The 12,500-nt window shown below is 61.3% G+C and carries 12 protein-coding genes; 4 read left to right on the top strand and 8 right to left on the bottom strand.

Annotated elements, in window-relative coordinates; translation table 11 throughout:
* Window positions 1-77: 77 nt before the first annotated feature.
* A complete protein-coding gene (locus CCGE531_RS18550) occupies window positions 78-1,436 on the bottom strand; it encodes an Nramp family divalent metal transporter (protein WP_120665998.1) in 1,359 nt (452 codons plus the stop codon).
* A 414-nt stretch (window positions 1,437-1,850) separates the two neighbouring features.
* On the bottom strand, window positions 1,851-2,600 hold the full coding sequence (locus tag CCGE531_RS18540) for a tryptophan 2,3-dioxygenase family protein (RefSeq protein ID WP_120665994.1): 750 nt from the start codon (window positions 2,598-2,600) through the stop codon (window positions 1,851-1,853).
* A 150-nt stretch (window positions 2,601-2,750) separates the two neighbouring features.
* On the opposite strand from CCGE531_RS18540, the gene CCGE531_RS18535 reads away from it, so the two are divergent.
* Window positions 2,751-3,221: an Lrp/AsnC family transcriptional regulator gene (locus tag CCGE531_RS18535; RefSeq protein WP_120665992.1), complete on the top strand. Its 471-nt coding sequence runs from the start codon at window positions 2,751-2,753 to the stop codon at window positions 3,219-3,221.
* Here CCGE531_RS18535 and CCGE531_RS18530 read toward each other — a convergent pair.
* Window positions 3,218-3,841: a TetR family transcriptional regulator gene (locus CCGE531_RS18530; RefSeq protein WP_120665990.1), complete on the bottom strand. Its 624-nt coding sequence runs from the start codon at window positions 3,839-3,841 to the stop codon at window positions 3,218-3,220. The two genes, CCGE531_RS18535 and CCGE531_RS18530, sit on opposite strands and share 4 nt — an antisense overlap.
* A gap of 203 nt (window positions 3,842-4,044) precedes the next feature.
* On the opposite strand from CCGE531_RS18530, the gene CCGE531_RS18525 reads away from it, so the two are divergent.
* Both CCGE531_RS18525 and CCGE531_RS18520 read left to right on the top strand, forming a co-directional pair.
* Window positions 4,045-5,214: an efflux RND transporter periplasmic adaptor subunit gene (locus tag CCGE531_RS18525; RefSeq protein WP_120666957.1), complete on the top strand. Its 1,170-nt coding sequence runs from the start codon at window positions 4,045-4,047 to the stop codon at window positions 5,212-5,214.
* On the top strand, window positions 5,214-8,372 hold the full coding sequence (locus CCGE531_RS18520) for an efflux RND transporter permease subunit (RefSeq protein WP_120665988.1): 3,159 nt from the start codon (window positions 5,214-5,216) through the stop codon (window positions 8,370-8,372). The genes CCGE531_RS18525 and CCGE531_RS18520 overlap by 1 nt, the downstream gene beginning before the upstream one ends.
* A gap of 21 nt (window positions 8,373-8,393) precedes the next feature.
* Here CCGE531_RS18520 and CCGE531_RS18515 read toward each other — a convergent pair whose 3' ends face one another.
* The 3 genes from CCGE531_RS18515 to CCGE531_RS18505 all read right to left on the bottom strand — a co-directional run bounded on the left by CCGE531_RS18515 (window position 8,394) and on the right by CCGE531_RS18505 (window position 9,740).
* Window positions 8,394-8,801, bottom strand: coding sequence for a type II toxin-antitoxin system VapC family toxin (locus CCGE531_RS18515; RefSeq protein ID WP_120665986.1), 408 nt, complete (start codon window positions 8,799-8,801; stop codon window positions 8,394-8,396).
* A 1-nt stretch (window position 8,802) separates the two neighbouring features.
* Complete coding sequence (locus tag CCGE531_RS18510) at window positions 8,803-9,036, bottom strand: AbrB/MazE/SpoVT family DNA-binding domain-containing protein (protein ID WP_120665984.1); 234 nt, start codon at window positions 9,034-9,036, stop codon at window positions 8,803-8,805.
* 89 nt (window positions 9,037-9,125) lie between these two features.
* On the bottom strand, window positions 9,126-9,740 hold the full coding sequence (locus CCGE531_RS18505) for a hypothetical protein (protein ID WP_120665982.1): 615 nt from the start codon (window positions 9,738-9,740) through the stop codon (window positions 9,126-9,128).
* A gap of 321 nt (window positions 9,741-10,061) precedes the next feature.
* Between CCGE531_RS18505 and CCGE531_RS34300 the strand changes: the two genes are divergently transcribed.
* Entirely contained in the window at window positions 10,062-10,214 is a 153-nt protein-coding gene (locus tag CCGE531_RS34300; protein WP_162943930.1) for a hypothetical protein, read from the top strand.
* 87 nt (window positions 10,215-10,301) lie between these two features.
* On the opposite strand, the gene hutC is transcribed toward CCGE531_RS34300, so the two are convergent.
* On the bottom strand, window positions 10,302-11,021 hold the full coding sequence (gene hutC / locus CCGE531_RS18500; protein WP_120666955.1) for a histidine utilization repressor: 720 nt from the start codon (window positions 11,019-11,021) through the stop codon (window positions 10,302-10,304).
* Window positions 11,022-11,100: 79 nt separating this feature from the next.
* Window positions 11,101-12,444, bottom strand: coding sequence for a formimidoylglutamate deiminase (locus CCGE531_RS18495; RefSeq protein WP_120665980.1), 1,344 nt, complete (start codon window positions 12,442-12,444; stop codon window positions 11,101-11,103).
* Window positions 12,445-12,500: the final 56 nt, after the last annotated feature.

Genomic DNA, 12,500 nt, shown 5'->3' with positions numbered 1-12,500 from the left:
AATCTAGGCAAATATTACGAGTCAGTTAATTGTCGTGATCATCCACAGATCCAGATTCGCGCGTTCAAAATGATTCGTCAACCGAAGATGGTGTCGTAGAGCAGCTTGAAGTTCAGCAGCAGGATGATTGCCGCAACAGCCCAGGAAAGAATGGCAATGCTTCTGGAGACTGTGAAACTGCCCATTTTCTCGCGATTCGTCACGAACTGGACGAGCGGGATGACCGCGAAAGGCAGCTGCATGGACAGGACAACCTGGCTCAGCACGAGCAGATTCGCCGTGCCTTTTTCACCATAGAAGGCGGTCACGAACACAACCGGAATAATTGCGAGGCCGCGGGTCAAAAGTCGTCTTGCCCAGTGCGGAATCCGCAGCCGGAGAAAGCCTTCCATCACGATCTGGCCTGCAAGCGTCGCCGTGACGGTCGAATTGAGACCGGAGGCGAGCAGCGCCACCGCAAACAGCGTCGAGGCGATGCCGAGGCCGAGCAGCGGCGATAGCAGTTCGTATGCCTGGCCGATCTCGGCGACATCGGAGTGGCCGGTGGTGTGGAAGGCGGCGGCTGCGACGATCAGGATCGCGGCATTGACGAACAGCGCCAGCATCAGCGCGACGGTGCTGTCGACAGTTGCCCATTTGATGGCGTCGCGGCGTCCGTCTTCCGTGCGCTTATAGGCTCGCGTCTGCACGATCGAGGAGTGCAGGTAGAGGTTATGCGGCATGACCGTCGCGCCGATGATGCCCATGGCAATATAGAGCATTTCGTGATTGGTGACGATTTCGGTCGAGGGAATGAAGCCATGGAGGATCGCTGCAACCGGCGGGGAGGCGGCGGCAATCTGGATGGCAAAACATGTGGCGATGACGATCAGCAGCGCGATGACGAAGGCTTCGAGGTAGCGGAAGCCCTTGCTCATCAGAAGCAGCAGCAGGAAGGCGTCGAGCGCGGTGATCAGCGCACCGCCGATCAGCGGAATTCCGAAAAGCAGCTGCAGCGCGATTGCCGTGCCGATGACTTCCGCGAGGTCGCAGGCGATGATCGCGAGTTCGCAGGCAAACCATAGAGCCAGGTTCACGGGCCGGGGATAATGATCGCGACAGGCCTGGGCGAGGTCGCGGCCGGTAGCGATACCCAGCCTGGCCGACAGCGCCTGCAGGAGGATCGCCATCAGGTTCGACAGCATGATGACGGCAAGCAGCGTATAGCCGAACCGCGCTCCGCCGGCGAGATCCGTCGCCCAGTTGCCGGGATCCATGTACCCCACGGAAATCATATAGCCCGGGCCGAGGAAGGCGATCAGGCGCCGGATCCAGCTGCCGGCATGGGGAACCTTAACAGTCGAATTGACCTCCGGAAGGCTGGGGCGGTCGTCCTCGTCGCGGCTCGCGAACTTCCATGCTCGTTCTTGCGCGGCGGCTTCCTGAAATTGCGTCATGCGGGGCTCCGGGGGAGGATCGGACTGTGAGGTTACTAAATAAATATGTCAGGTAACAAATTTATGCAATAGGCTATATTTCATAGTTTTTGCATTTCACAGGGCCGAAATCCGAGCTTTATGGCTCCTTGAGGGAAGGCGTCAGCGGTTTCCCGGTGCCGGCGGGGCCGGGTGATTTGCTTGATGAGGAAGGGGGCGGCCGATTTGACCGTTAAGACCAGGGAGAAGATGCCCCGGCCCGTGCGTCAATCGATTGACGGCCGAATGCTTGCGAGGGACCGGATCGCAACACCCTTGGCGGCGTTTGCGGAATGGACAATGACTGTGGGTCTATCCAAGGAAACTGGGTCTGCCCGACAATCGAAGGCCTTCCGCTGAAATCGGCGGCAGCGGAAGGCTGTTTCCAGTCAGCGCCTATTCGGCGGCGTCGTGGTTGGAAATGGAATCGCGGACGACGCCGTATTCGCTGCCCCAGCGATCGGTCATCTCGGCGCGGATGTCCCAGAGGTCGGGAAAGAAGCGATGGCGGGTGCCGGCCTGCAGCAGTTCGACCGGGCGGCCTTTCAGCGATTTCGAGCCGAGCCCGATGGAGCGCTGGATCAGGTAGATGTGGTTGGCGCGGAATTTCTGGAACAGCTCGTCATATTCCACTAGAGCTTCGGCGACCACGTAGCTGTCGCCGTGATCATATTTGCCGTCATAAATGTCCGCGACCGTCAGGCCGGCCGCATCGAGATAGTTCGCCTTGAAGGCGTGCCAGAGGTCGGGCGGCATGCGCAGCAGGAATTTGAAGCCGGGCGATTCCTGCCCGCTGCCGTTGCCGAGCTGCAGGCGGATTTGCTGATATTCCTTCGGCGACATGGTTTCCAGGAGGTCGAGCTGGGCCGTCATCATGCGCATGATCCGGTGCACGCGGCCCATGAGCGTGACGACGCGATGCGTGTTGCGCTCCTCCAAGAAAGCAATGACATCGACCAGCGTATAGGCCATGAGCTTCATCCAGAGCTCTTCCACCTGATGCACAATCTGGAACTGCAATTCGTCGCCATTGACCATGCCGTCAAGCGGCTTCTGGCAGGCGAGCAGCCTGTCGCATTGGAGGTAGACTCCATAGTCGCGCATTTCGGGCGCTTCGATGCGCGCGTAATAGTCTTTCTTCTGCATCCTCGTTCCCTTTGTTCCGGCGATTGGCCACCAAGCATGTTTGCTTTTCCTCCAGGATACGAAATTTCGACTTGAACATTGTTCCTATTTGTCATCCAAAATCGCAGAAATAGAGTACGATCGATCATCTTTTGCGCCATGGAGAGAACAATGGAATTGGACGCTTTGGATCACAAGATCATCGCCGCCCTTGAGGCCGATGCCCGCATTTCGTTTGCGGCGCTTGCCGATCACGCCGGCCTCAGCAAGACGCCTTGCTGGAAGCGGGTGAAGGCGCTGGAGGAGGCCGGCGTCATCAGGGGGTATAGGACACTTCTTGATCCGCCCCGGCTCGGCTTCGGTCTGGAGGCCTTCGTGCAGGTCTCCATCGATGTCGAGCGCTTCGACGCGTTTGAGGCCGCCGTGCGCCGGCACCCGCTGATCTGGCGCTGCCATGCGACGACGGGGGAGGCTGATTATCTCCTGCACATCCTCGCCACCGACATGGCGGCGCTCGACAGGTTGTTGCGCCAGGAGCTCAACAGGTTGCCCGGTGTGCGGCACACGGTGACGTCGATGTCGACGCGGGAAATCAAATCGGACATTTCGCTGGCCGAGGCCATGCGGCATGCGGGCGCCTAACGCGTGGTTTCGCCGCGCATGGAGCGGATCAGGCTACGGACCAGCCGCTCGCCCACGTCGACCAGCGGGAAGGATTTGCCCGACCGAAGCCATTCGGCAAGCAAGCCGTTCATGGAGCATTGAATGGCGCGGGCGGCGGCATCGGCGGTCCATAGCGGCCCAAGCGGGCTCTGTTCATCCGCCATCTCGATCAGCTTCTGCAGCTTGCCGAACATTTCGGCATTGGCCGTGACGATCCGCTGGGCTGCGTCGGACAGGTGTTCCGTAAACTCGCAGCCGAGGATCATGATGGCGAAGACGCGCTGCTGATGCTCATCATTCACCAGGATCTGCAAGACTTCGATTGCGGCATTTTCGATCAGGCCGAGGGGATCGTCATGGCCGTGAGCAATCGCGTAGTCGACGATCGTCTCTTGCGGCAGGCGGATCTCGCTATGCAGCGCTGTCAGGACCTCGGCCTTGTCCTTGAAATGCCAGTAGATCGCGCCGCGCGTTACGCCTGCGCGCTGGGCGATCTTTTCGAGGCTCGAGCCGCTGACGCCGTTCTCGTAGAAAATTTCGGCGGCGGCGGTGAGGACTTCCTCTCTGGTTTTGGCTGCATCTTCCTTGGTTCTACGCATGCTCCTCCTGGAAGCCTTGTCGAGAGGAAAGGGGGGCGTTCCATCTCATTCTATAGGTTTGATTTCATGCGCTGATACCTGCTTAGCGGCGAGCTGTTCTCGATATCGGGCAAAAGATCACGTCGATTTGATATTTACAATCATTCATGAATGTTTGTATATTTCGGCGCAACAAAAATGTCGAATCTCGCGGTGATTTTCCCATGACGACGCATCATTCTCTCCCCCTCCGCAGCAGCTTCATTGCAGCCGGACTGCTTATCTTCAGCGCATTTCCCTCCCTCGCGCAGCAGGCCGCACAAATGCCGCCGCCGCAGGTGACGGCCATCGACGTCAAGCCGCAGACCGTATCGCTGACCTATGAATATGCTGCGCGCATCTCCGCCTTTAGGCAAGTCGATGTGCGGGCGCGTGTCGGCGGTATCCTGTTGAAAAGGAACTTCGTCGAAGGCGCCGAGGTCAAGGCGGGCGACGTGCTCTTCCTGATCGATCCGGCGACCTACCAGGCAGCGCTTGCCCAGGCTCAGGCCCAATTGCAGCAAAGCCAGGCTCAGTTGGCCCAGGGGCAGCGCGAGGAAAAGCGTAACGTCACGCTGTTCGAGCAGAGCGCCGTCACCCAGAAGGCGCGCGACGATGCGATTTCGACACGGCAGCTGGCGGAAGCGGCGGTTGCCGCTGCGCAGGCGCAGGTCCAGACGGCGCAGCTCAATCTCGACTATACCAAGGTCACAGCACCGGTCGGCGGCATCACCAGCCTGGAACAGGTGTCCGAGGGAAGCCTGATCGGCACTACGGGCGATACCGGCCTGCTCACCAGCATCACGCAGCTCGATCCCGTCTACGTCAATTTCTCCTTCTCGGATTCCGAAGCGGCGGAAGTGCGCCGGCTGATCGACATGAAGAAGGCCAAGGGCGAGGCGCCCAATCTCGGCGTCAAGATCTCCTTCGGCGACGGTACGTCCTATAATCATGACGGCGTCGTCGACTTCACCTCCTCCACGATCGACGTGTCGACCGGCACGCTGCAGGCCCGCGCCGTGGTCGACAATCCCGATCGCCGGCTGCTGCCGGGCCAGTTCGTGCGCGCGAAGGTGACGGGCGTTTCGCTCGACGACGCCATCACGATCCCGGAAGTGGCGCTGATGCAGAGCCCGCAGGGCCAGTTCGTCTATACGATCGACCAGGAAGGCAAGGCACACGTCAATCCGGTGACGCTCGGCCAGAAGATCGGCGGCAGCTGGCTGGTGCTTTCCGGCCTCAAGGCCGGCGACAAGCTGATTACCGAAGGCATCATCAAGGTGCGCCCGGGCGCCCCGGTGCAGGCGACGGCGGATGCAACGCCCAAGGATGCGAAGAAGGTGGTGCAGAACTGATGTTGGGCAACAGATTCTTCATCGATCGCCCCGTTTTCGCGGCGGTGATCTCGATCGTCATCCTGCTTGCAGGCGCTGTCTGCATTCGTATCCTGCCGATCGCACAATATCCCGAGCTGACGCCGCCGCAGGTGGTGGTCACCGCGACCTATCCCGGCGCCAGCGCCGAGACCGTGGCGCAGACCGTTGCCGCTCCGCTCGAGCAGCAGATCAACGGCGTCGAAAACATGCTCTACATGCAGTCGACGAACTCCAACAGCGGCGCGATGCAGATCACGGTGACCTTCGCGCTTGGCACGGATCCGGACCAGGCGGCGATCAACGTCAACAACCGCGTGCAGCGGGCGGTTTCCACCCTGCCGCAGGATGTGACCCGTCTCGGCGTCGTCGTCACCAAGCGCTCGACGTCGATCCTCGGCTTCGTGGCGATGTATTCGACCGACAGCCGCTATGACCGTGCCTATGTCGGCAATTATGCCCTGCTCAACGTCATCGACGACCTCAAGCGCATTCCGGGCGTCGGCGACGTCAACCTGCTCGGCGATGTCGACTATTCGATGCGCATTTGGCTGCGGCCGGACAAGCTGGCGCAGTACAATCTGACGCCAAGCGATGTCGCGACCGCCATCCAGGAGCAGAATTCGCAGTTCGCCGCCGGCCGTTTCGGTGATCAGCCCAGCAACAATCCGCAGGCTTTTACCTACACGGTGACGACGCAGGGGCGCCTGCCCGATGTCGATGCCTTCGGCGAAATCATCCTGCGTTCGACCGCCAATGCCGCGACGCTCCGGCTGAAGGATGTGGCGCGCATCGAGCTCGGCACCAAGAGCTATTCTGTGCAGAGCAGCCTGAACGGCACGCCGGCGATCCCGATCGCCGTCTATCTGCAGCCCGGCGCCAATGCCTTGAATACGATGGCTGCGCTGAAGTCGCGCCTCGACGAGCTGCAGAAGTCCTTCCCGCAGGGGGTCGCCTATCAGATCCCCTATGACACGACGAAGTTCATCCAGGTGTCGATCGAGGAGGTGGTCAAGACTTTCATCGAAGCCATCCTGCTCGTCATCATCGTCGTCTTCGTCTTCCTGCAGAACTGGCGCGCGACGCTGATCCCCGTCATCGCCGTGCCGATCTCGATCATCGGCACCTTCGCCGGCATGTATCTGCTCGGCTTCTCGATCAACCTGCTGACGCTGTTCGGACTGGTGCTCGCGATCGGTATCGTCGTCGACGACGCCATCGTCGTGCTCGAAAATGTCGAGCGACTGATGTCGACCGAGAAGCTGTCGCCGAGGAAGGCGGCCATCAAGGCGATGGGCGAGGTCACCGGTCCGGTCATCGCCATCGTGCTGGTGCTCTGCGCCGTCTTCATTCCGGTCTCCTTCATGGGCGGGCTGGCGGGCCAGATGTACAAGCAGTTCGCCGTCACGATCGCGATCTCGGTCACTTTGTCCGGCATCGTGGCGCTGACGCTGACGCCGGCGCTCTGCGCGCTGATCCTGAAGCCCGGCCATCACGAACCGGTCTTGCCGTTCCGCATCTTCAACCGCGCCTTCGAGCGGCTGACTGAGGGCTATGCCGCCGGCGTCGCCTTCTTCCTGAAGCGCGTCATCGTCGGCTGCGTGCTGGTTGCCGGCCTGCTCGGCGTCACCGGCTATCTCTTCTATACGCTGCCGGGATCGCTGGTGCCGGACGAAGACCAGGGCTCGCTGTTCCAGATCGCCATCCTGCCGCCGGCGGCTTCGCTGACGCGCACGCAGGCTGTCATGGACGAGGCGCTGGTCAATACCGAGAAGCTGCCCGGCGTCGAGAACGTCTTTGCGGTCGCGGGCTTCGACCTCTTGTCGGGTGGCTTGAAGAGCAGCGCCGGCGTCGCCTTCGTGACGCTGAAGGACTGGAGCGAGCGCAAGACGCCGGAACTCGATGCCCGCAATCTCGCAGGCCCGATGATCGGCGCCAATATGGGCATCAAGGATGCCATGGTGCTTGCCTTCAACCCGCCGCCGATCCAGGGCCTGTCGACAACAGGCGGTTTCGAAGTCTATGTGCAGGACCGCAGCGGCAAGGGCGTCGCGGGGCTTTCCGAACAGGCGCAGAAGCTCGTGGCGGCCGCCTCCAAGCGGCCGGAGCTTGCGGGCGTGCGCACCACGCTCGACACCAACGTCCCGCAATTCCGCGCCGACCTCGACCGCGAGAAGGCCAAGGCGCTCGGCGTGCCGATCAACTCGGTCTTCGATGCCATGCAGGCGACCTTCGGCAGCCTCTACGTTAACGACTTTACGCTCTACGGCCGCAACTATCAGGTCAACCTGCAGTCGGAAGCGCCGTTCCGCGAGTCCCCCGACGATCTGCGCCAGGTCTTCGTCCGCTCCGACAGCGGCAAGATGATCCCGCTCGATGCGCTCATCAAGGTGACGCGCACCATCGGTCCGGACCAGCTCGAACGCTACAATGCCTTCAACGCCGCCAAGATCACCGGCAACCCGGCGCCCGGCTACACGTCAGGCGATGCGATCAAGGCGATGCAGCAGGTGGCGGCCGAGACCTTGCCCGAGGGATTCCAGATCGCCTGGACGGGCTCCGCCTACCAGGAGCTGGAGACCAGCGGCGCCGGCACGCAGGCGATGATCTTCGGCATCATCATGGTGTTCCTGATCCTGGCCGCGCAGTATGAAAAGTGGAGCCTGCCGCTCGCCGTCATCACCGCGATCCCCTTCGCGCTGTTCGGCGCGCTGCTTGCCACCTATCTGCGCGGGCTCACCAACGACGTCTATTTCCAGATCGGTATGGTGACGCTGATCGGCCTGGCGGCGAAGAACGCCATCCTGATCGTCGAGTTCGCCGTGCTGAAGCGCAAGGACGGCATGGGTGCGGCGGAAGCGGCGCTCGAGGCTGCGCGGCTGCGCTTCCGCCCGATCGTCATGACCTCGCTCGCCTTCATCCTCGGCGTCGTGCCGCTGGCGATCAGCAGCGGTGCAGGTTCGGCGAGCCGCCATGCCATCGGCACAGGCGTCATCGGCGGCATGCTGGCGGCGACCTTCGTCGCCACCTTCTTCATCCCGATGTTCTACCGACTGATCGCCTGGAAGCAGCCGAAGCCGGATGAGGACGACGAGGATGCGGCGATCGATCATCGCCCGCATGCGCAGGCGGCGGAGTAGGATTTCCTGCTCCGTTCGGTCTCAGGTTTCCTGGGGGCTGATGAGCGTGACCGATCTGAAATAGGTTCGGAAGCGCTTCGTATCGCGCGTCAGGAGAGACAGGCCGCCAATGGCCGCATGAGCGCCAATGAAGAAATCGGGCAGGACGCCGCCGCGCGTTCCGCCCGATTTTCTATATTGAGCGAAAACCTTGGCGGCGAGGAAAAGCGCCGCCCGCGGAATCGGCACGATGCTGACGCCAGTCTCGCCAAGCATGTCGTCGAGATCTTCGATCCTGTCGTAGCGCACCGAAATTTCGGCATAAACGACGTCGTTGATGCACAAAGGGCCAAGAAGGCTTGCGGCATCGAGCTGCGCGAGCGACCAGTCGTACCAAACGGGGTCATTCGTGATGATATCGAGCAGTATGTTAGAATCGACGAAAATCACGTCAATCGTCGCCGCGCGTCAAAGCCATGATTTCGTCCGTGCTCATCCCCTTTCCGGCATGACCACGGAATTTGGCAAATCGGCTAACCTGCTCCTGCGCGTCCACCGGGACGACGACGATGCTGCCATCGGGCATCCGTCGAAAATCGACCTGGCTTCCAGGTCCGATTCCCAGCATGTCGCGAACAGCCTTGGGAATCGTGACCTGTCCTTTTGCTGTTAGGGTCGTGCTCATCCGTTCCTCGGTAATAGTCTCTCAAGAAGAGGTATTACTTTTGCCCGCCGAGTTCAAGGCTGCGAGGCTGCTCGCAGGTCTCGCGGCCATCACATCGGCGGCACGGTGCCGTTGAGGCCGACGGCGATGCGGTCGGCTGATACGGTGGAATCGCCATTGCGTTCGCCTGTTATGAAGACCCCGACGCCGGGCTTCAGATCGGCTTTCGTCGCCGATGTCAGCGTCACGACGGGCGTGCCCTTGGGAATGTTGATCTTGCGTTCGCCGCCCTTGTAGGTGAGCGTCAACGTCGGACCGTCGACGGAGGTCACGGCATTGGCGACCGTGGCATTGGTCATCGAACTGTTCGGCTTCGAATCCCAGGGGCGATCGCCTTCGCCGGTTCCCTTCATCGAGGCCGGGAAGATGACCACTTCTATGGCGCCGTTGATGCCGCTATCGGTCGGCTGTGAGGCGATGCCGACGAAATCGCCGGGCTTGATGTCGCCGACGGCGGCCTGGACGACGCCGCCGACGTTCAAGCCGGATTTCAGCGTGACGGTCACGTCGTTGCCGTCGCGGGACTTGATCTTGAGCATATCGCCATCGAGGCTTTCCACGGTGCCGCGCACTTTCACGAGTTCGGCGGCATCAGCGCTTTGCAGCGCGGCAAACATGGCGACGGAAAGCGTCAGCGCAGCCGTGATCAGACGTTTGCGATGCATGGGCATTGTCTCCCTTGATATACCGGCCGAGCGATCTGTCGGTCGCCTTTGATATGGAGGATATGGAGGGTTCAATTGATCGGCAGCAGGCCGCGCAATGGGTTTGCGCCATCTGCATCATGATCCTAGGCGCCGCTTTCATCACTCGCCACTCAAACAAGCGTGAGACGGACGTCTCGTCCGGTGCGGCCAGAAATTCCGGGAAAAGGCCGGATATTTCCCGGAACATCAAGCATTGCTTAACATTTATCGTTAGACTGCGCTGGTTATCTCGAATTCCCTATCGCGCTTTGCGCTGGGCTGGGGAGATTGGAGAACGAAATGACCGCGATTCGTCCGCTTCTGATCGGAATCCTCCTGATTCTGGCACTGGTTCTGATTGCGCTCAGTATCCTGCTGGTCGATCCCGTCCAGCCTGTCCGTCAATCCGAGAGTCTCATTCCGCCGCCGACCGAGTCGCCGCAGCGCCCTTAGAGCATTCTCGCTTTTCTCCGAATCGCGAAAACGCTCCATCTTTTTGTTGCTACGCATTTTTCCCGGAAATGCTCCAGCGGGCGAGCGTCAGCTGGAAGGGGTAAAGCGTGCCACGAGGCTATGACGATCACCGGGATAAGTCAGCCGGACATGGGTAATCGGGCCGGCGGCGCTCCAGGTGCGTCGTTCGACCACGAGGCAGGCCGTGCCTTTCTGAACGTCGAGGTTTGCGGCAGCATCACCCTCGACCGATATGGCGCGGATCTGGTGTTCGGCGGTGCTCCACGGCACCTGGTTGAGCAACCACGGCCCCGGCGGCAAGGTCCCGAAATCGGCCGTGGCCGCCTCTGGCACGGCATCGAGATTGATGACGCGATCTTCCAGACAGAAGGGGCGCGGGCCGGCATAATGGATGCAGGTGATCTCCATCACCGAAACCGAGCCGACGAATTGCAACCGGTGGGCGTCTTCCGGCCGTCCGCGCCGCTCCGCAAGCTTTGTCAGCCTGTGTGAATAAGGCAGGTTGAGCGACAGGACCTCCGACTTGATGTCGTGGATCTCCAGCACGGCGGATTGCGCCTGCGGATGCGTGACGAAACTGCCCGAGCGTTTTCGCCGTTCGATCAGGCCGGCACGCGCAAGCTGGGTCAACGCCTTGTTCACCGTCATGCGCGAGCAATCATATTGATCCGCCAATTCCATTTCGAATGGAATGCGATGCCCCGGCGGCCAGGCGCCGGAGACGATCTGGCCCTCGATATCGGTGAGGATACGCTGATGCAGGGTCGCATCTTTGCCCGTGCTCATACCGCCCATCTGTTCCGTGAGAGACATGGAATTTCCCGCAAGTTATTTAGGGGCCAATCAATGGGAGGAAAAGCGATATTTAGGCGACGAGTTCAGCCATCGCCTTGCGGAATCGCGCCGAGATTGCTTCCCGCTTGATATGACGACCGCCTTCGACCTGCTTGCGCCCCAGCGCCCAGACCCCATCGACCTTGACGCCGCCGGCAAACGTCCAGTGATCGAGAATGCGGTCGCCGGAGAGATAGGGTGCCGCACTGGCGTCGAGCGAAACGATGTCGGCATGATTGCCGACGGCAAGGACCGCCGGTGCCTTCAGAGCCGCGCCGCCGCCCGCCAGCGCGCCGTCGAACAGCATACGGGCAGTCGAACCACCGGTCGTTGCGATGACGTTGCGGGCGCGCAGCGCCAGACGCTGCGAATATTCGAGCTGCCGCAGCTCTTCCGGCACCGAAATCAGGATATTGGAATCCGAGCCGACGCCATAGCGTCCGCCTTCCTCCAGGAAGAGCGGTGCGGCAAAGACGCCATCGCCGAGATTGGCTTCGGTGATCGGGCAAAGGCCGGCAATCGCGCCGCTCTTCGCCATGCGCCGGGTTTCGTCCTCGGTCATGTGCGTGGCATGGATCAGGCACCAGCGTTCGTTCATCGGGGCGTTATCAAGTAGCCATTGCACGGGGCGGGCACCCGACCAGGCAATGCAGTCCTCGACTTCTTTCACCTGCTCGGCAACATGGATATGGATCGGTCCGTCTCCGGCGATCGGCACGAGCTTTGCCAGTTCCTCCGGCGTCACGGCCCGCAGACTATGCGGCGCAATGCCGAGTTCGGCGCCGGGCAGGCGGCTGGTGACCGTGCGGCAGCCGGCCATCAGCGCTTCGAAGCTTTCGATCGAATTGATGAAGCGGCGCTGGCCTTCGATGGGGGCCGCGCCACCAAAACCGGAATGGGCGTAGAAGACGGGCAGCAGCGTCAGCGCAATGCCGGTCTCAGTGCTGGCGGCGCCGATGCGCTCGGCCAGTTCGGCGATATTGGCGTAGTGGCTGCCGTCCTTGTCGTGGTGCAGGTAGTGAAATTCGCCGACGCGGGAGAAGCCGGCTTCCAGCATTTCCATATAGAGTTGCGCGGCGACGGCCTCGACATGATCCGGGGTCATCGACAAGGCGAACTTGTACATGACGGTGCGCCAGCTCCAGAAGCTGTCGTTCGCCGGGCCGCGGACTTCGGCAAGGCCGGCCATGGCGCGCTGGAAGGCATGGCTGTGCAGGTTCGGCATCGCCGGCACGAGTATCCCCTGTCGGTCATCGCCGCTTTCGGGTGCAACATCGGTCGCGATCTCGGCGATCCGGCTGCCTTTGAGGGTCAATCGCACATTCTCGTGCCATCCGTCGCCAAGCAAAGCCGTGCGTGCATGAAGTATCGTCATGGTCTCACCCTTTCCTTTCGGACACGGAGTCCAAAATCCCTCTTGTCAGTCTTTCG

Source organism: Rhizobium sp. CCGE531 (genome assembly GCF_003627795.1).
In the GTDB taxonomy this organism is placed as follows: Bacteria; Pseudomonadota; Alphaproteobacteria; order Rhizobiales; family Rhizobiaceae; genus Rhizobium.
The sequence above is the reverse complement of the archived record's forward strand: the minus strand, read 5'-3'. Positions and strand labels throughout refer to the sequence as shown.

What these genes read in the sequence shown, in the direction of transcription:
- CCGE531_RS18535 (WP_120665992.1), top strand. Translation starts at nt 2,751, where the DNA reads ATGGAATTGGACGCTTTGGATCACAAGATCATCGCCGCCCTTGAGGCC.
- CCGE531_RS18525 (WP_120666957.1), top strand. Translation starts at nt 4,045, where the DNA reads ATGACGACGCATCATTCTCTCCCCCTCCGCAGCAGCTTCATTGCAGCC.
- CCGE531_RS18510 (WP_120665984.1), bottom strand. Translation starts at nt 9,036, where the DNA reads ATGAGCACGACCCTAACAGCAAAAGGACAGGTCACGATTCCCAAGGCT.
- CCGE531_RS34300 (WP_162943930.1), top strand. Translation starts at nt 10,062, where the DNA reads ATGACCGCGATTCGTCCGCTTCTGATCGGAATCCTCCTGATTCTGGCA.
- CCGE531_RS18520 (WP_120665988.1), top strand. Translation starts at nt 5,214, where the DNA reads ATGTTGGGCAACAGATTCTTCATCGATCGCCCCGTTTTCGCGGCGGTG.
- CCGE531_RS18540 (WP_120665994.1), bottom strand. Translation starts at nt 2,600, where the DNA reads ATGCAGAAGAAAGACTATTACGCGCGCATCGAAGCGCCCGAAATGCGC.
- CCGE531_RS18495 (WP_120665980.1), bottom strand. Translation starts at nt 12,444, where the DNA reads ATGACGATACTTCATGCACGCACGGCTTTGCTTGGCGACGGATGGCAC.
- hutC (WP_120666955.1), bottom strand. Translation starts at nt 11,021, where the DNA reads ATGAGCACGGGCAAAGATGCGACCCTGCATCAGCGTATCCTCACCGAT.
- CCGE531_RS18550 (WP_120665998.1), bottom strand. Translation starts at nt 1,436, where the DNA reads ATGACGCAATTTCAGGAAGCCGCCGCGCAAGAACGAGCATGGAAGTTC.
- CCGE531_RS18530 (WP_120665990.1), bottom strand. Translation starts at nt 3,841, where the DNA reads ATGCGTAGAACCAAGGAAGATGCAGCCAAAACCAGAGAGGAAGTCCTC.
- CCGE531_RS18505 (WP_120665982.1), bottom strand. Translation starts at nt 9,740, where the DNA reads ATGCATCGCAAACGTCTGATCACGGCTGCGCTGACGCTTTCCGTCGCC.